Genomic DNA, 18,558 nt, shown 5'->3' with positions numbered 1-18,558 from the left:
ATATGTATCATTATTTATTAAGTGTTGGTAGTGTAAATACACAGTTTTTCAAGCAGAAGCTCGTAGGCGTATTTGGCGTTACAATACCATTAGCAATTGTAATCGTAACTGACCCTGTACCACTGCTCAATTCCCAACTGGTAGGCATTGCCGAACCAATAGCCGTTGGGCTTGTCGTAATCACGACAGTGTAAGTGCCATCAAAAATTCCTGAGAAAGCATAACTACCATCAGTAGCAACCACCGAAGATTTTTTCACGATACCACCTTGTACGAGATTGACCCAGAAAGTATTAGCTGGAAGAGCCGTTGTTCCTTCGTTTCCATCTTTGATACAGTTGAAGGCTGTTCCTCCACCTACTCCATTATCAACAAAGGCTGTTCCTGCTGGAGCAGAAATATTAGCTACTTGACGAATACAGAAGCTTGGAGCAGTTCCAACTAATGCACCATTAGTGATGACTACCGCAGCCGAACCAATACCCGAACTCATCGCCCAACCAAATGGCAACATAGGCGTAGTACCAATATTACTTGTAGTTAAAACTGCAGTGTATGTACCGTTTCCAATACCTGTTAAAGAATATGAACCATCAGCAGCAACTGGTGACGATTTCACTACTGTGCTTCCTGATAATAGGTTCACAAACAAACCTGTCGGAATTGCGAGAGTACCTTCGTTACCATCTTTGATACAGTTTCCTGCTACACCACCAGTACCTCCATTGTCATTGAATACTGCACCTGCCGTACCGATAACATTAGCTATTTGTTTCAAACAGAATGTTGCAGCAGTCGATGGTTGAACCGAACCTGATACTACTTGGTATGGATTAGAACCTGTTCCACTTACTAAAGCCCAACCAGCTGGCATTACAACCGAAGTTGCAGTTGCCGAATTGGTGATAATCAGTGCATAACCTGTTCCATCTGGAATATTTGTCAATGAGTAACTACCATCAGCAGCAACTGGTGACGATTTCAGAACGGTTGTTCCCGAAACCAAATTTGCATAGAATGTATTGATTGGTAATATATTAGCTGCCTCTGTACCATTAGAGATACAGTCATTGGCGATTCCACTACCTGCACCATTATCATGGAAAACCGAACCCGCTGCACCAACAATATTTGGCATTGGCGGAGTAGCTGACGTTCTCCAATATACTTGAGTTGCATTATGTGGGTAAGCTGTTAGTAAACCACCCGTTGGAATTGTAGTGGAAACATTTGAGTTAGCTGGCCCTTGAACCGCATTGTCGGTGTCAACTGCATCATCCAAACCATCATTATCAGAATCAACACCGTCAAGTGTAAGTCCACCTTCTACGGTATCCGTGCCTTGAGCATTATCAGAATCTAAATCTAAAAAGTCAGGGTTGTCAATACCGTCAGTATTTGTTGGTATAATACCAGCATTTCCTGCACCTTCGTAGGCATCATCTAAACCATCATTATCTGTATCATTTCCACTTGGAGCTACATAAGATGCAGTTGCTTGTGCTTCGATATTATCAGGAATACCATCATTATCTGAGTCGAGGTCAAGACTATTGGCAATTCCATCATTATCACTATCAACAGTCGAACAAGTAGCAGCTTTAGCTATATAAGCCCATAAGTTTGCATATAATTTATCATTATTTGATGTAACTGCAGAACCAGCTGTTATACCACCCAGTGATGTTAGGATATCAACATCACCAATTAATAAATCTTTATAAACTGCATCTCTGAAAAATACAGGTTTACCATTTGCGTCATTGGCTAAGATGGTAGTTCCACAATCATTTGGAATTCCAGAGAAAATACCTTGAAAACCTCCACCTTGAGTAAATGAAGTAACATTTCCAAAAGGCCCTTTAAAAATTGTAGTTTGAGCTCCTGCAAGAGTTGGCGAATCTGGGTTAACATTTGCATTAGCCACTGTTACTCCCCACGGTACCGCTTGAGTTTGAGTTGCCACTACAACTTTTGTATCTGCATCATCTGACCAATCTTTGATTGCGGTAAACTCACCTGCTGATAAGTACGAAACTCCCGTCCCTGGGCTATCAATTCCGCCTAAGAAAATCACATTTAAGTTAAGTCCATCTAACACAGACTTAGTAATAGTTCCAGTGATAGGGACTAATACAAAAGAAGTTTTTACAATACCTGATGGGCCGAAATTAGCAGTATTTAGTAATTTAGGCACAGAACCTGGCGTCATGTATTGTCCATCGAAAGTATAACCAGTGTCACCACTAAGGTTTCTTGCGTTAGGAATATAACCAACTCTAAGAACTCCACCCGTAAGATTACAAGCATCGTTTTCTACAACATCTAAGATACCATCGTTGTCATCATCAATATCACAACTATCAATGATACCATCATTATCTTTATCGTTTGTTTGTAAACAGAATAACAAAGGCACAGATGGAGCACCGTTAGTGATAGTACCTGTCCAAGTTTTTGTACCAAGTATATCGGTAGGAAGTGTTGCAGTAATATCGTTTAAGTCACTATTATCATCCAAAATAATTGTGTAAGTACCATTAGCAAATACAGATAAGCTAAAGCCACCATTTGTTACTGGTTTTACATCCAATGCTGATGTTGCCGATTGAGGAATTAACTTTGCATAAAGTTGGGCTGGAATATTAGTATTCACTTCCAAACCATCTTTGATACAGTTACTTGCTATACCACCAGCACCAACACCATTATCAATAAATACTGAGCCATTTTGAGCAGTTAGTGTAAAACCAAGCGGAGCTGTTGGACATCTTGCACCATCATTTGCACTACTTGTACTTGTTGTCGAAACAAGAATAGCAGCAGTACCACCAGTATTTACATTACCAATTTTATAGATTTTACCAGAACCATTATTTTGAACATATAGGTTACAAAGATTATCCATATACATTGCCCCAAAATCAACTGTTTCTGATGCGATTCCCCCACCTGTCACAGTACCAATTGTAGTTCTTACACCCGTTGTTTTATCGAACTTGTATAAAACTTTATTAATATCCATCGAGTACAAGAAATTATCTGCTGGACACGAAGCCCAATCAGCAATATTAGTTGCAGTCGTAGTTAAAGCAGGTAGTTTAGTAAGGTATGTTGGCGATGAAGGATTTAGGTCGATACGTACAAAAGAACCACTATTTTGTAAACCTAAATACATTATACCATTAGCATCAATATCTGCTAAATTATAATCACCCGTAAGACCAGCAATTGTATGAGTTGTATATTGCCAGTTGCTACCAATTCGAGCAAGTGTTCCAGCAGCTCTTTGGAATGTCCATAAGAAATTGTCTTTCGGGTTAAAACCAGCCGAAGAAGCTCCCGCATATATATCATTAGCTACGGTAGTACCTACTCCAGTAATCATATCAACCTCTATGATATCGGTTGGGGCATTCTGGAACAAATACGCTTTTGGCGAACAAGTAAAGATAGTCGGACAGCCATTTATCGCATTATTCAATGCTTTTGCTGCATAAGTAGAGGTATAGTTGATAGTTCCATTATCAGCTACTGTTTCTAAAGCATTTGCCAAACCATTTGTACCATAAGGTCCTGAGAAAGCAAAGTTATTAGTTAAATTATTAGTTGCCCCTGCTTCCACTGCATCCGAACAACCATCACCATCTGAGTCTAAATCAAATTGATTCGAGATACCATCATTATCAGTGTCGCAGAAGGGAGCATTTCTTATGATAGAAACATTATCAATTGCAAAATCATCTCCATTTGCCGTAAATCTAAAGGCCAATGTAGCTGATGCTGGTAATCCTGTTGCTGGGATATTAATTGAAAATGGTGTAAAAGTTCCTGATGTTAATGAAATAGGAAATGAGGTTGCAGAAATAGTAGCTCCATTATTGGCTGCCGCAGTTGCAGTGGTTCCTCCGTTAGGATTATTAAAGGTCGCATATACAACACCATTAAGCAAAACCTCTAATTTTGCAGTATTAGTCGAATTTATCACATTACTTATACCGTTAGTTCTAATATCCACGTTTAGAGTAATTGTTCCACTCGAAACTGTTGCAAGATTTAAATTACTTATCGTTTGACTTAATAATTGATTTGAAGCCACGTCATCATAATTACCTGCATTACCACCGCTGATACCCCATCCACCTGCAACCGTCCATCCAGTAGCAACCGAAAAATCACCATTAGTAACCAACGGACTCGAAGGACATTCTGTTACATCAAGCACCCCATCATTATCATCATCAATATCGACCGAATCAGCAATGCCATCCCCATCGAAGTCTGCACCACCCGAAACTGTAACAGTTGTCGAACAAGTTCCTGTTGCTCGGTTTGAGCTAATCGTGAGTGTACGACTACCTGGCAAACCCAATCCATCATACGCAATCGGGATAGTTACAGAAGTTTGGCCAAGAGTAGTATTTGTTGTTAATGTACCAGTAAAGTTTGCTCCTGAAACTGTAAAAGTTGTTGAACCAGGAACCGTTACGGTGATAGGAACTGTAAGTGTTCCTGTCGAAGGAATAGCTTCTTTGAAAGTTCCTGTTGAAGTAGTTGTAGTACAATTACCAAAAGCAATAACTGGCGTTGTTACAAAACCGCCATAATATCTAACCGAAGAATTTATTAAAGCTATGGCGTTAGATGCCACAGTTGTTTGGATTACGAGGATATAATCGGTATTTGGCGTTAGGCCTTCATATTCTGGGTTAAAAGTGCTACTGTAATTTGCTTTACGCAAGGCCTGAATCTCTGGCCCGATACAGTTCATCGTTGCACCATCTTTCAAATACAAACTTCCTTTTCTGGAAGCCACTGTAGTAGTTATGGCCGAAGAATTATTTACAGGATAAGTTTGGTATTGAACCGTTACTGAATTAATAATACCAACCGAACCATTGGCATCAGTTCGTACAACGGCTTTTTGAAGAAAGGTTTGATTCGGCAAAAAGTTATAGTTTGTGCCTGCTGCACCTGCTCCAGCCGATGCCAATGAACCAGTAGCATAACCTGTTGAAGCCGTTATATTAGTGGTAGTACAACTAAGGTTTTGTAATGCCAATTGGGCATTGACTTGATTTATGAAACTACTTACTAAAAAGCAAGTCCAAAACGTTAGAACCCTATACTCCCAACGTTTTTGCAATAAAAAGTTTAAATTGTAAAACTTGTCCATGACATTTTTTTTTATTTGTGAACAGCTATTCTTAGTAGCTTGAATTACTCAATTTGGAATTAAATCAGAGAGATTTTTAGCTTGAATTCATGTTTTGAAACAGATATTAAGAGCCATAAAGTATTCTAAAACCACCTTTCTATGTGATTTTTTATCTAAAAAAACACTGTCTAATACTAATATCCTCTTCTGTGATAAAAGCCATATTTTTCTTAGAAGTAATGGAAAACTTGGAAGCTTCGAAGATTTTTTATCGCCTCCACGGTAATTAATTATGACTAAAATCCACAAGTTTACAGCAGCAATAATCAACATAGTTATATTTGCGTTTTGAGTTACTTTAAAATAGGTTGTACTTAATTCATTGTATGAACTTATACATATGATGGAGCCATAAAACCTCAAGGCTTCATGTCTCAACTTTTCTTTTTTTAATGATAAACATAAGAGCAGGGAAACAAATCAACGTTAGTTTTTATCACTACGCTTAGCGGAAAAATCATGCCACCCAAAAAGTAATAATTAATTCAAAATGGCTGCTTTTATCACGATTTAAAGAAATGTATCCGCTCAATAATAATCTACCGTCACAATGGGAAGTGTTTTTTTTTTAAGCGGATACATTTTTTTTTGTGTTATAAAAACACCTTTATAAAACGCTACCGATTAATAAGAACTCAGTAAAACGGGGTTTCTATGGCATAAACTTTGTTGTGAGTTTATTACTTCAAAAATGCTTCTATTTATACCGTACCAAAAGCATTATTCTGCACGTTTTTTTTTACATTTGATTATTCAAAAAAATCCTAAAGCCCTATTTACTCAAGCCTCATGAAAATTCGACATCGAGTACTTTTCTTACTATTCCTTTTATCAATCATTACTTTTCTCGACCGTGTTTGCATGAATGTAGTAAGCAAATACGTGAAAGCTGATTTGAATCTCGATAACCAATCTTTTGGATATATTTTGGGGGCGTTTTCACTGGCTTATGCCCTTTTTGAATTGCCAACTGGTATTTTAGGTGACCGCATCGGCCCACGAAAAATCCTTACCCGTGTAGTACTTTGGTGGTCGGGTTTTACGGCACTCACTGGCACTGCTTTCGGATTTGTGTATCTACTTATTGTGCGTTTTTTATTCGGTGTGGGCGAAGCGGGAGCCTATCCAAATGCCTCAATTGTTATTTCTCGATGGTTTCCCGCTATTGAAGTTGGAAGAGCTCAATCAGTTATTTGGGCAGCAGGACGCATCGGAGGAGCCTTAACTCCTCTTTTGGTTATCCCTTTAGTGCATACATTTGGTTGGCGATATGCGTTTTTTATTCTTGGAATTGTAGGCTCAGTATGGGCATCGGTTTGGTATTTTTGGTTTCGTGATAATCCAGCCGAGCATAAGAATATTATTCCACAAGAAATCGAAGAGATAGAATCAGCTCGCCGTCAAGCACCCGTGAGTCACAAAATCAGTTGGCAAACTATTGTTAAGAATCCAAACGTTTGGATATTAATGCTGATGTGCCATTTGTTCTTTTATGCTTCTTATTTCTTCACCAACTGGTCATCGACTTACTTTCAAGAAGGCCGCCACATGAGCGAAGAACAAGCCAAAAACTTTGTTTCTTTATCTTATTTTCTCGGAGCAATTGGCTGCGTTGTAGGTGGCTTTGCCAGCGATATTTTGAGTAAAAAATTAGGTTTAAAACTGGGTCGGAGAATTGTTGGTGTACTTGGTCTTGGTTCGTCGAGTATTTGTTTTTTGGGTGCAGGTCTCACCGAAAATAACGAACTGGCAGGATATTTACTGGCACTTTGTGTGTTACTAAAAGACTTAACTTTACCCGTAGCTTTTGCGGTTTGTGTAGATATTGGTAAGCGAAATTCGGGAACTGTGACTGGAGCAATGAATTTCGCAGGACAAATGGGAGGCTTCTTTATTACAATTATTTTCGGAACAATCGTGCAGCAAACTGGTAATTTCAATTATCCGTTATTCTTGATTGCAGGTTGCTTGATTATGGCTTCGTTCCTGTGGTTCTTCATCGACCCAACCAAAGAAATCGTTGCAGTTGATTAAAACGTCGGCAAGGCTTTGAACCCACAGTGGAACTGAACTACTTGCCGACGTTATTCATACTCAATCAAATATCGTAATTCAATAAAGCCTGCACTTCGGCAATATCGCTTTTACTCGTTAGGTCTGGCAGTACGTCGGCAATCTGAATGGTATAGATTCCTTTCTGATTTTCGTTAGCCCACATACGCACAGTTACAGGAATCTCTTTTTCATTTCTTACTGGATGAAGTGGAGTTTTCTCCAAAAATGGTATTAAATCTGAGCTTGTAAAAGCAAAAATATTCCAACTAATACCTATTCTTGGCATTGTTTGCGTGATTTCTGCCCATTCTTCATCATTTGGTTTTTCGAGCAAATCAACCAAATAACCTTCCAAGTCTTTCTTAATAATGGCACAGTTCCTTACTCTATCAACCGTATAGCCTTCGGTATCCCAATCGAGCATGGCATTGGGATATGCTTCATCGAGCAGTAGTTCAAAGGCTTTTACTGGATACAAATTATCTCCATTGCACACGATAAATCGGCTACTTTTCCACGCTGGAAACTGATTGAGGGCTTGCTCAATGGCATCGGTAGTACCGAGCGGTTTCTGGCGTCCTTCGGGAATATGCTGGCGAGCAAAGCCAATTTGCAAACCCCAGTTTTTGCCTCCCTGCATCAATTTTTCATAGTGCGGTTGCGAAACAGTATCTTTAGGATTGAGCAAAAGCACAACTTCCTTGACACCCGCTACTGAAGCATTATATAATACATAGTCGAGAAATGGTCGGCCATCTTTGCCCAGCCCAATCATTGACTTCGGTAAAGTGTTGGCTTGTTCGATAAGTTTCGAGTCGAGGCTGGTACTACCTTCTAAATTCTTTTTCATGCGAGACGACATTCCGCCTGCCAGTATCAATAATTTCATTTGGTGTAGAACAACTTTCTAAGTTGTTCGGTTGGTATAAATAATCTATAAAACAACTTGAAATCGAACGGCCGAAGCGGTGGCTCTAATCGGAACGTCGATTTTTTTATTTAACAATTAATGTCTTTCCAAAATATTGGTCGTTGATGCGTAAACGCACCAAAAATGTTCCGCTTGAGAATCCGTTCAACGAAATCTGTTTGGAATAATTACCGAATATTAAATTCTCAACCGCTTCTGATTTCAGTTTTTTCCCTAATTTATCAAATATTTCAACCTCAACTTCGGCTTGTTTTGACAATCCGAAACCCACAACTACTTGATTATCAGCAGGATTTGGATAAATACTCCAACTAACTAAATTAGATTCAGGTTCATTTCCTGTCACTGCTGATGTAACTTTATTTTCGGTTACATCCTTCAATATTTTATTCTCTGGGTCGAAAATCACCTGCGAAATTACTCCTTGTGGCTTAGAAAACGTAATTTCCTGTGTTGCTTTATCAATAAATACAGTCGATAAACTCTCTGTACCATCAGCCATTATAATTTTTATATCGACTGGCATCGAAAACACAATTGGGTTTGTACCCGACGACTGAGCAATCGTAATTTTCAATTCTTTAGAAGCTTCGTTCGGATTGTAAGTGTATGTGTATTTCGGATAACCTTCGCCATAGACCCATTCCTTAAAAAAGTAATCAAGTTTCAAACCTGTCGTTTCTTCTGCCACTTTCTGAAAGTCTTCGGTAGTAGCAGCACTATAAGCCACACTTGATACCAAATAGTTTTGAAGAATCTTATAGAACTTTTCATCACCCACAATGCCTCGTAACATGTGCAGTACCATTGCTCCTTTCGAGTAAGTTCTGTTGTTATTAAAAATCTCAGATTCGTTACTAATATTTTGTACATATAAAGTGCCAACAGCACGTTTCGCACGAGTAGCGTTACCTGCTATATTTGCCTGATACCCATTTTTTCCTCCCAAAGCTTCAGCATAAATGGCTTCGCCATAAGTAGCAAAACCCTCATTAAGCCAAATATTCTCCCAATTCTTACAAGTAATCTTATCGCCAAACCACTGGTGCGTAAGTTCATGGGCAACTAAACTTCCACCATAACTATTGATAGACGTACAGGTTTGGTGTTCCATTCCTCCACCAAAATCACACTGTGCGTGTCCGTACTTTTCTTTGATAAATGGATAAAGTCCAAATTTCTCCGAAAATAATTTGAGCATAAAAGGTGTTTGGTCGAGCTGTGTTTTGGTAGCAGCCGTGAACGATTCGGGATAAACAAAATGATTAACCGTCATCGAATCTTTATCAGAGTATTTATAATAGTTTTTGTATTCGGTATAATTTGAGCAGGCTATCGAAATCAAATATTGAGCAATCGGATAACGATTCTTCCATTGATAAGTTCGTGTATTATCCTTATTATCAAGCACTTTTACTAAAGCACCATTAGATACCGATACGAAAGATACAGGCATTGTAATCCAAACATCCGAAGAATCTGCTTTATCGGCAGGGGTATCTTTACACGGAAACCAATCGGGAGCACCGTAGGGTTCACTCAAACTCCAAACAACTGGTGCATTACTACTTCCGTGCGTTGCAAACGTAAAACTACCAAACGCCGATGTATTAGGCTTTCCTTGGTAAAATACAATTACACTAAGAGCTTGCCCTTGCGGATATGATTTATCAAAAGTTAGATTTACTTTACTGGCATCTTGCACAAACGTTATTCGTTTATTATCCAATTTTACCGAATCAACTTTCAATGGGCTTCGTAAATCTAAAAAACAAGTAGATGAAGCTGATTTGAGTTTGAAAGCCACTGTAACTTCGCCTCTCAGGTATTGTTGAGCGTGCGAGATATTCAGATTTAGCTTATAGTAAGTCACATCAATTTTATCATCTCCAGGATACGCCACTCGTGCATTTCGCAAATCCCGAAAACGCTTAAAAGCCTCTTGTTTCGATTTTGAACAAATATCAGCACCATCTTCTTGGGCATAAGCGAAAAAAGATAAAAAACTGATAATAAATACTTTAAAAATATTTTTCATGATTTTTATTGTTCATATATGTCGTTACTATTGACTATCGACCATTGATAGTGGACTCATTAAAACTCCCAGCGATAGCTCAAAATCGGAATCAAGCCAAGCTGGTATTGTCTAACGATTTTATTCTGTAATATATCATAATAACTAAACGAAACATTCTGATAGTTAGCTATATTCTGGATATCCAAAGCCAGCGTACGAGAATACTTTTCCTTCGATTTTTTCAGATAAATACGAAAATCTGGTCGGAAATAATCGGGTTGTTTTACCGTAAAATCGTAAGCATCTTTGTATATCAAATTTTGTCGTGCAATAGAAATTTTCTCGTCTATTTCCCTTTCATAATATCCTCCAAGCCATACTACTCGCACACTTGCCCCCAACATTCGATTTTTGCTTCTCTCCCACTCTTTTCCAATCGTCAGATTAAAAATATGCTTTCCGTTATATCGACTGTTTCGTCTTACACCATCATTAATTGTGTAGGCACGATACAATGTGGCATTTGTAAGGGCATAAAAACCATTCGTCAGAAACTGTTGATAAGTAAATTCAATACCGTAGTTTTCGCCATCACCTAAATTACGCAAATTGGCCGACTGATATTCTTCTATGATATTTAAAGCCGAAAAGGCAGAATTACCACTAAAAGTAGGCACATTGAATATTTTCTGGAAGTAAAGCTCGGTCTTGAAATATGAGCCTTTTTTGAAAGTATATTGATGGCTCAGTACATAGTGATGCGATTTTGTCAAACCCAAATAAGCATTGGCTAAATTATTATCGAAGAAATCGGATTGAGCAAAGTATAATTGAGCAGGCTGCAATTGGCTATGCAAACCATAAGCCACACTAATCGACTGATTATTAGACAGTTGATAACTAAGCGACAAGCGTGGTTCGAAAGACTTTGTCTTATTATAAGTATAATTGAGATAGTGTAAACCAACGTTTGCCGAAAGTTTAGGCAATGGAGATAAATGGAAGTTTAAATATGGTTGAAGTACCAATCCAGTAGCATGTCCCTCAGCTTTGAAAGTATTTTCCGAAACCGATAAAAGTTTGTCGTACTGATGCGTGACAAATACACCAACTTTCAGACTATTATTATCGTTAAGTTTATAGCTCAAACTCGTAGAAAATGAATTTTTAATTTTCTTAGAATTATCGTTGTCAGTCGGAAATTTTTCAAAAGAAGCCTTACTCAATATATAAGCATCTCTCGAACTACTCAACCCCGAAGCTACAAGTGCTGTTCTCCACAAAGTTCTTTTACCTAAATTTACACTGTGAGTCACCCCAACAGCCCCCATTTGGTTTTTGTAATTAATATCAAATCCATCTTTTTGAACAACCCATTGCGATGTATCTCTTACTGCCGCAAAAACATTGCTGCTCAAGCCACCCATTCCAAAAAGTGTGAAAGTCCCTGCTTTTTTTGTCGGAAAATTAAGATTAAAAGCTAAATCTTGGAATCGAATGTCTTCTCCGCCAAATTTTACACCCATCGTTGCCAACAAGCCCGTAAACGAATAACGATAATTGACCAAGTAACTCGCCCCATTCTTACCAATCGGGCCTTCGGCGGCCAAATCAATGCCAATTAAGCCCGCTTGTGCCGTAAATTCATGCTCTTTATCGTTTCCTTTACGCAAACGCATATCCATTACACCAGAAAGTGCATTACCATATTCAGCAGGAAAAGCACCAGTCAAAAAACTCATGTTTCCCAATAATTGGGCAGAAAGAATATTGACCCCACCCGAATTTTGTGTGATTCGGTCGCTAAATGTTCCCGCATTGCTTAAATGATTTGGATTCACGATTTCTACTCCTTCCAAACGCCACTGAACCCCGTTGGGTGAGTTTCCACGCACCACCATTCCGTTTGCCTGGTCGTTTGAATTGGCTACACCTGCGTATGCTGTTGCCAAGCGTGCGGGGTCGAGATAAGTGCCAGGATAACGAAAAATCTGCTCGGTTGAAATACTCTGAATACTCGTAACCGCTCCCGAAAGATTAGCCGATGGAGCTCTTACAACGGCCTCAGCCAATTGATTGGCAGTGGCGTGAAGTCTGATTTCCAAGACCATTTCTTTGCCCGATTCAAGCAAAAGTTCAGATATTGTTTGACTTTCATAGCCAACCGAACTTACTTGCACTTGATAACGACCGATAGGCATTTTTCCGAACGAAAAACTACCATCGGCATCGGTTTGGGTGCCTTTTTTAGAGTTTAAAAGCGTAATTGAAGCACCAACGACTGGTTGTTCGCTTACATAATCTATTATTTTTCCACGGATAGTTTGTGAAGCCGATGGGGTATTTTTTGAACTCGACTGGGCAATCACTCCAAAGCACGTGCCTATCAAAATTACGACGGTGATAAATCCTCTGTACATCAGTATATTAATTATAAGAAAACATATTTTACTGCTAAAGTCTAAACATTTAGATACCACAAAGGTTTATTTGTAAATGAATTCAGATATGATACATAGGCAGTTTGAAACCAAATTTTATGAGCAATTGGATACTTTTTTCCAATCGCACGGGTTTGGTTTTGTCCCTGACCAAAAGCAGTACCGCAAATCTACACAAAACGGATTTCAGAATATAATTTTTTCTATTTCAGAAGCACAAAATGTGTTTTGGGTAGAAGTAAACTTTGGCGTAAGATTCGAGTTTATTGAACAAATAGCACAGCAATTTCTCAATAATAGTTTTGGGTATAGGCCAGCAGCCAATACATTGGTGATTAGCATCGGGAAGTTTCTCGAAATTAAATATTTCAGATACAAAGTAGCCAACCAAGCAGATTTTGATAAAGTTACGCAGGAAATTAGAAGCTTTTTTGAAGAAAAAGGCTTTGAATTTTTGAATACAGCCGATTCTCTGAATTTTATTGAAGAGACCTTGAATGATTCGCCGACGATGCCTTGCCGATATTTGTATAATCAAGTACATCGGTGTTTTAAAGGAATAATTGCCGCAAAACTCAGCGATAACTGCAATTTTGCGACAATTACGAATATTTATCGCCATTTTCTACTAAAAAACGGCACTGACGAAGATTTACTGAGCTACGAACGTCTCATCTCATTTTTACATCATTATAATGCGAATTGATAAATAGTCCACAAACAACAGTCGATAGTCAACAGTTCAATAGAAATGTTTTCTGTTGACAATTGACTGCGGACGACGGACTATCACTCCTTCATCACCTTACTACTTCCCGAAAGGTCAGATTCTACCTTGGCATCGCCACGATAACGCACTTTACTTGCTCCGCTGGCTTTTACTTTGAGCTGCTGTGTGACACTCACACGACTATTACTTGCTCCCGAAAGATTCAATGAAGCATCAGTAGCATTCGTACTAAAGGCATTAAGGGTTGATGCACCCGATAATTCGGCGTAGATTTTATTGGCTTTCCCTTCCAATTCAAGCGTTGAAGCTCCCGATAGGTCAATATCAAACGTTTTTGCACTGGTATAAAATGTTCCTTTCGATGCTCCAGATAAATCTATTTCAAGTTCGTCGAGGTTATCGAAGCCTTTAATGCTTGATTCCGTTGCTCCCGAAAAATCAATTTCACGCAAAGTTGGCATTTCGATTTCGATACTCATTTTGTATCTACGTAATCTCCAATTATTGCGGTAATACACTTCCAGCGTACCGTTGCGTTCTTTTACAACCAAATCATCAATGTCACGGCTATCGCCCGACGCCTTTATTTTGTAATCGCTACCTTTCGTAACCGTAATCTCAAAAGCATTTCCAATTTCTAAGCCATCAAAATTCTTTATATCGAAAGTTGTCTGTTTAGCATCTTTTGGGTCAACGGTTTGTTGAAGTACATCACACGAACTCATGCTTAGGCTCAAAGCTGTTATTAATACAACAGAGGTGAATTTTAGATTTTTCATTTTTCTAATAGTTTTTTCATTGATTTGTTTGGTACTATGACAGCCCAACAAACCGTTCCCCCTATTCCTCTAAAAAAAATTTTCAAAAAATTATCTTCCCCATAGGGGAAACTTTTGGTTGAGTTGTCTTTATCTAAAAGACAGAAATTGGAGAAAATGTGTGTTTCAGAAATTCACAAATGGCCATACTTTCTGCCTTTCATCAACTTTAACCATAGAAATTTGAACATAAAACTTTATGTTTGCACAAAATATTTATAGAAATCGGTGATTTTATCGGAGCAAGAAATAATTAGTGCAATCAGAGAAGGCAATGAGCATATTTTCGAAGAAACATTTCGGAAATATTACCAAAGCCTATGCACTTATGCCAATTCGATGCTGAAAGAGATAGAAGAAGCTGAAGAGATAGTACAGAATCTATTTTTAAGTATTTGGGAGAAACGCAGTGACTTAGAAATCACTATTTCGTTGAAATCGTATCTGTACCGAGCGGTGCATAATCATTGCTTGAATCGAATCAAACATTTGAAGATTCGGGAAGAACACCAACAATACGCCATCAATTTTTATGATGCTTCGTACGAATCGGTGAGCCAGACGGTCATGAAAAACGAACTCGAACACAAAATTGAGGAGGCTATTAGGAAATTACCCGAACAATGCCAATTGATTTTCAGAATGAGTCGTTTTGAGGAATTAAAATACCACGAAATTGCCGAAAAATTAGAGCTTTCGCCCAAAACCGTAGAAAATCAGATAGGAAAAGCCCTTAAAATATTGAGAGTAGAGTTGGCAGAATATTTACCATTACTTTTATTTTTTTTGAATTAGATGATAACACTTGATTTTGCAAAAGCATTTGCCGACGAATGGATTGAATCATGGAACTCGCATGACCTCGATAGAATTTTGAGTCATTATACCGATGATTTTTCTATTACTACCCCGATGGCAGCTAAACTTTATCCGCAAAGCAACGGTATTGTGGTGGGTAAAGAGGAAGTTAGAAAATATTGGACGATTGGTTTAGAACGAATCCCAAATCTAAAGTTTGAATTAATAGAACTCTTGGTTGGTATTGATGGTATAACAATTTATTACTTAAACACTGCAACTAATAAAAGAGCCGCAGAAGTCATGACTTTTAATGAAAACTTAGAAGTTTATAAGATAAATGTTTATTATTCTGAATAAAAAATGAACACAAATCAACCAATAACCGAAGACCTTTTAGGTAAATACTTGGCTCAGGAAACTGATGCCCAAGAATCGGCATTGGTTGAAACTTGGCTCAAAAAAGATGTTGCCAATCAAAAAGAGTTCGACGATTACAGCTATATTTTGGCACAAATTGCCATTAGTAAAGCCGAAAATCCAGCCGAACAAATAAACGTAAATGTTGATGCTGCTTGGAAGAAGGTTAAATCTAAGATGCAGCCTGCTGTGATGCCACAAGTGGTAGCTATGAAGCCTACCAAGCAGATTTTCTTCACACCGATACGTATTGCAGCGAGTATCACATTACTACTGGCGGGTATTTTAGCTCTGTTTTTAAGTAGAAAAGAACCCGAAATCATTAGTCTAAAAACTACTCAAAATACATTAGAACAAACCCTACCCGACGGCTCGGTGGTTTTCTTAAATGCTAATACAAATCTAAGCTATCCTGCTGGTTTTGAAGGAGATACAAGAGAAATCAACCTTTCAGGTGAAGCTTTTTTCAAGGTTCAACGCAATGAAAGTAAGCCTTTTATCATTCACGCCAACGGCTCAGATATTCGGGTTTTGGGAACCTCTTTCAACGTAAAAGCCTACACCAAAAATGTAAAAGTGAGTGTAGAGTCTGGTAAGGTTGAGTTTAAGCACGAAAAAAAGCAGACGCTTTTGATTAAAGGCGAAGAAGCTGAATTTGAGGTCGAAAAAGATACTATCAGAAAAGCCGTAATGCTTGATAAAAATACATTTGCCTACAAAACCAAAACATTTGTGTTTGAAGATGCGAGCCTCGAACACGTAATCAATGTTTTAAGCGAAAACTATCATACGAAGATTATTCTGAAAAATAATAACATAAAAAGCTGTCGCCTAACCACTACTTTTACTAACGAAACACTACCAAATGCCCTCAACGTAATTGCTGAAACACTCAATTTGAAAGTTACGCCCGAAGGAGAAAAGTACATCATTGATGGAGATGGCTGCGAAAAATAGCGATTTTTAAAATTCAATCATTTACTAATTCGCTCATTCTATCATTTTTTTATAGGGGAAAATCAAAAGTAAAATGTCATAGCTTCAAACAACACATTTTTAGAATTTATGAAAAAGCTATTAACATTTTTTTTACTACTCTCAATCACCCAAGTTTTTGCCCAAAACCGACCACCGCTCGAACGAATCATTTCAATTAAAATCTCGAACGAGAGACTCGACAATGCACTAAAAAGCATTGCCAGTGCAGGAAACTTTAGTTTTTCGTATAATCCTGATGAATTTTCGGTCGAAAAACGAGTGTCGATTTCGGCACAAAACCAAGCTGTTAGAGAGATTTTGAGCGATATTTTTGGTAATACGGCCACTTTCAAGAACCGCAATAATTACATCATTCTAAAAAAAGCAAGCGAAGAGCCACAGAAAGATTTTTTCGTAATGGGCTACGTTTCAGACGGAGAAACGGGCTTAAAAATTGAGAAAGCGAGTATCTACGAACCCGTAACACTTGCCTCTGCCGTATCGAATCAATATGGCTACTACCGTCTAAAAATCCCGAAAGAACTGAATAACGTGAATTTGTTAGTCAGAAAACAAAACTACCAAGATGAGCGTATCTTAATTCGCTCAAAACAAGATAAAATACTTAATATCAAACTTTTAGCTACTCCAAAACTTCCAAAGGTTGATACCATCGCTCGGCTGATTTCTTTCAAAATAGATTCATTACCAAACAAAAAATTGGATAGTTTACCTGTTATTCAACCTGTAATAACTAAAATAGAACCCATCGAAACCAAAGATTCTATTATTATTGAGATTCCAAAAATAGATTACCAAGAATATTGGAATACCGCCAAACAACAGCTCCAAATTACGCAAAGACGCCTAACGGATTGGTTCATTACGACCAAACAAAATATTCATCTTGACAATATCCGTGATACCATTTATCGCCCTGCTCAGATTTCGTTTTTGCCTTTTATTGGCACTAATCACTATCTGAGCGGAAACGTCATCAACAATGTATCTGTCAACATCATCGGTGGCTATTCATTGGGCGTGCGTAGCCTTGAAATTGGTGGATTTTTTAATGCTGTTCGAGGAAAAGTTTATGGGATTCAAGCTGCTGGATTCGCCAATTTGGTTGGACAAGACGTAAAAGGAGTACAAATGGCAGGGTTTGGCAGTATAAATGGTCGTAACTTCTACGGAGTTCAAGCATCTGGATTCGGAAATCTTAATGGTGGAAGCACAGGTGGAATCCAAATGGCTGGGTTTGGTAATGCTTCGCTCAAAAACTTTTCGGGTATTCAAGCCGCAGGATTTGGTAATTTTGTCTTGCAAGATGCACATGCCAGCATTCAAGTAGCAGGTGCTGCAAATGCCACGATTGGTAATAGTAGCGGCCTACAAATTTCTGGTACTGCCAATTTTGTAGGAAAAGATTTTAAAGGAATTCAAATCGCAGGAACAGCCAATTTTGTGGGCGGAGCAATGAGTGGTTTGCAAATTTCACTCTTTAATTTTGCTCAAAAAGCAAAAAGTGGCTACCAAATTGGGCTATTCAATTTTGCTAAAGAAAGCGAAAATAGTATTCCGATTGGGCTTTTAAGTTTTGCAGGAAAAGGCGGTTATCGACGTCTCGAACTCGGTGCTGATGAAGTTAATTGGTTTAATTTAACTTTTAAAACAGGCGTAAAACGCTTCTATAATATCCTGACGGCTGGTTATAATTTTGGAATGACGGATAAACCAGACTTCTCACTCGGTTATGGTTTAGGCACAGCGTGGAAATTAAACCGTACATTTTGGCTGAATTTTGATGTAGTTTCTTCACATATTCAACAAAATGGCAATTATTGGAATGTACGCCAACATAGCAAAGCGAGTCTGGGCTTAGAAATTCATGCAACTCGACATATTGCTTTGTTTGTTTCTCCGACACTCAATTTCTTAGCGAGCAAAGATGAAGGAATTGATTTAGGTAAACTAAACAACTGGAAGATTTCAGAAAAACAAGGATATTATTTTGGTGAAAGAGCTACTCTTACTTCTTGGGTGGGTATTCAAGGTGGAATTAGGATATTTTAAAAGCACAGGTAGAGACGTTGCATGTGCCGAGCGAAGTAGGGTTGAACCCTATTAAGGCGAAATGGAGTTGTCCTTT

11 protein-coding genes are annotated in these 18,558 nt (G+C 38.2%); 6 read left to right on the top strand and 5 right to left on the bottom strand.

Going from position 1 to position 18,558, the window contains the following annotated elements:
- Positions 1 to 10: 10 nt before the first annotated feature.
- Positions 11 to 5,176 carry a beta strand repeat-containing protein gene (locus tag IEX65_RS27375; RefSeq protein WP_188771502.1) on the bottom strand — a complete coding sequence of 1,722 codons (5,166 nt, stop codon included), beginning with the start codon at positions 5,174 to 5,176 and terminating at the stop codon, positions 11 to 13.
- Positions 5,177 to 6,007: 831 nt separating this feature from the next.
- Between IEX65_RS27375 and IEX65_RS27370 the strand changes: the two genes are divergently transcribed.
- Positions 6,008 to 7,252, top strand: a complete 1,245-nt coding sequence (locus tag IEX65_RS27370) for an MFS transporter (RefSeq protein ID WP_188771500.1) — start codon at positions 6,008 to 6,010, stop codon at positions 7,250 to 7,252.
- Positions 7,253 to 7,316: 64 nt separating this feature from the next.
- Here IEX65_RS27370 and IEX65_RS27365 read toward each other — a convergent pair whose 3' ends face one another.
- From IEX65_RS27365 to IEX65_RS27355, 3 genes are all read right to left on the bottom strand, one after another.
- On the bottom strand, positions 7,317 to 8,162 hold the full coding sequence (locus IEX65_RS27365) for a sugar phosphate nucleotidyltransferase (RefSeq protein WP_188771497.1): 846 nt from the start codon (positions 8,160 to 8,162) through the stop codon (positions 7,317 to 7,319).
- A gap of 106 nt (positions 8,163 to 8,268) precedes the next feature.
- Positions 8,269 to 10,242: a M1 family metallopeptidase gene (locus IEX65_RS27360; protein WP_188771496.1), complete on the bottom strand. Its 1,974-nt coding sequence runs from the start codon at positions 10,240 to 10,242 to the stop codon at positions 8,269 to 8,271.
- A 59-nt stretch (positions 10,243 to 10,301) separates the two neighbouring features.
- Positions 10,302 to 12,644, bottom strand: a complete 2,343-nt coding sequence (locus IEX65_RS27355) for a TonB-dependent receptor (RefSeq protein WP_188771494.1) — start codon at positions 12,642 to 12,644, stop codon at positions 10,302 to 10,304.
- Positions 12,645 to 12,732: 88 nt separating this feature from the next.
- On the opposite strand from IEX65_RS27355, the gene IEX65_RS27350 reads away from it, so the two are divergent.
- Positions 12,733 to 13,371 carry a hypothetical protein gene (locus IEX65_RS27350; RefSeq protein WP_188771492.1) on the top strand — a complete coding sequence of 213 codons (639 nt, stop codon included), beginning with the start codon at positions 12,733 to 12,735 and terminating at the stop codon, positions 13,369 to 13,371.
- Positions 13,372 to 13,454: 83 nt separating this feature from the next.
- Here IEX65_RS27350 and IEX65_RS27345 read toward each other — a convergent pair whose 3' ends face one another.
- Entirely contained in the window at positions 13,455 to 14,174 is a 720-nt protein-coding gene (locus IEX65_RS27345; protein ID WP_188771491.1) for a head GIN domain-containing protein, read from the bottom strand.
- A 267-nt stretch (positions 14,175 to 14,441) separates the two neighbouring features.
- Here IEX65_RS27345 and IEX65_RS27340 point away from each other — a divergent pair, with 267 nt between their 5' ends.
- From IEX65_RS27340 to IEX65_RS27325, 4 genes are all read left to right on the top strand, one after another.
- Complete coding sequence (locus IEX65_RS27340) at positions 14,442 to 15,008, top strand: RNA polymerase sigma-70 factor (protein WP_188771490.1); 567 nt, start codon at positions 14,442 to 14,444, stop codon at positions 15,006 to 15,008.
- Positions 15,009 to 15,371, top strand: a complete 363-nt coding sequence (locus IEX65_RS27335; protein WP_188771488.1) for a YybH family protein — start codon at positions 15,009 to 15,011, stop codon at positions 15,369 to 15,371.
- A gap of 3 nt (positions 15,372 to 15,374) precedes the next feature.
- Positions 15,375 to 16,388, top strand: coding sequence for a FecR family protein (locus IEX65_RS27330; RefSeq protein WP_188771486.1), 1,014 nt, complete (start codon positions 15,375 to 15,377; stop codon positions 16,386 to 16,388).
- Between the two features lie 108 nt (positions 16,389 to 16,496).
- Positions 16,497 to 18,482, top strand: a complete 1,986-nt coding sequence (locus tag IEX65_RS27325; RefSeq protein ID WP_188771485.1) for an STN and carboxypeptidase regulatory-like domain-containing protein — start codon at positions 16,497 to 16,499, stop codon at positions 18,480 to 18,482.
- Positions 18,483 to 18,558: the final 76 nt, after the last annotated feature.

This window comes from Emticicia aquatilis (assembly GCF_014644295.1).
GTDB lineage: Bacteria > Bacteroidota > Bacteroidia > Cytophagales > Spirosomataceae > Emticicia > Emticicia aquatilis.
The sequence above is the reverse complement of the archived record's forward strand: the minus strand, read 5'-3'. Positions and strand labels throughout refer to the sequence as shown.

Excerpts from the sequence above, each read along its gene's own strand:
- IEX65_RS27375 (WP_188771502.1), bottom strand. The coding sequence starts at position 5,176 with ATGGACAAGTTTTACAATTTAAACTTTTTATTGCAAAAACGTTGGGAG.
- IEX65_RS27355 (WP_188771494.1), bottom strand. The coding sequence starts at position 12,644 with ATGTACAGAGGATTTATCACCGTCGTAATTTTGATAGGCACGTGCTTT.
- IEX65_RS27345 (WP_188771491.1), bottom strand. The coding sequence starts at position 14,174 with ATGAAAAATCTAAAATTCACCTCTGTTGTATTAATAACAGCTTTGAGC.
- IEX65_RS27370 (WP_188771500.1), top strand. The coding sequence starts at position 6,008 with ATGAAAATTCGACATCGAGTACTTTTCTTACTATTCCTTTTATCAATC.
- IEX65_RS27330 (WP_188771486.1), top strand. The coding sequence starts at position 15,375 with ATGAACACAAATCAACCAATAACCGAAGACCTTTTAGGTAAATACTTG.
- IEX65_RS27350 (WP_188771492.1), top strand. The coding sequence starts at position 12,733 with ATGATACATAGGCAGTTTGAAACCAAATTTTATGAGCAATTGGATACT.
- IEX65_RS27360 (WP_188771496.1), bottom strand. The coding sequence starts at position 10,242 with ATGAAAAATATTTTTAAAGTATTTATTATCAGTTTTTTATCTTTTTTC.
- IEX65_RS27365 (WP_188771497.1), bottom strand. The coding sequence starts at position 8,162 with ATGAAATTATTGATACTGGCAGGCGGAATGTCGTCTCGCATGAAAAAG.
- IEX65_RS27335 (WP_188771488.1), top strand. The coding sequence starts at position 15,009 with ATGATAACACTTGATTTTGCAAAAGCATTTGCCGACGAATGGATTGAA.
- IEX65_RS27325 (WP_188771485.1), top strand. The coding sequence starts at position 16,497 with ATGAAAAAGCTATTAACATTTTTTTTACTACTCTCAATCACCCAAGTT.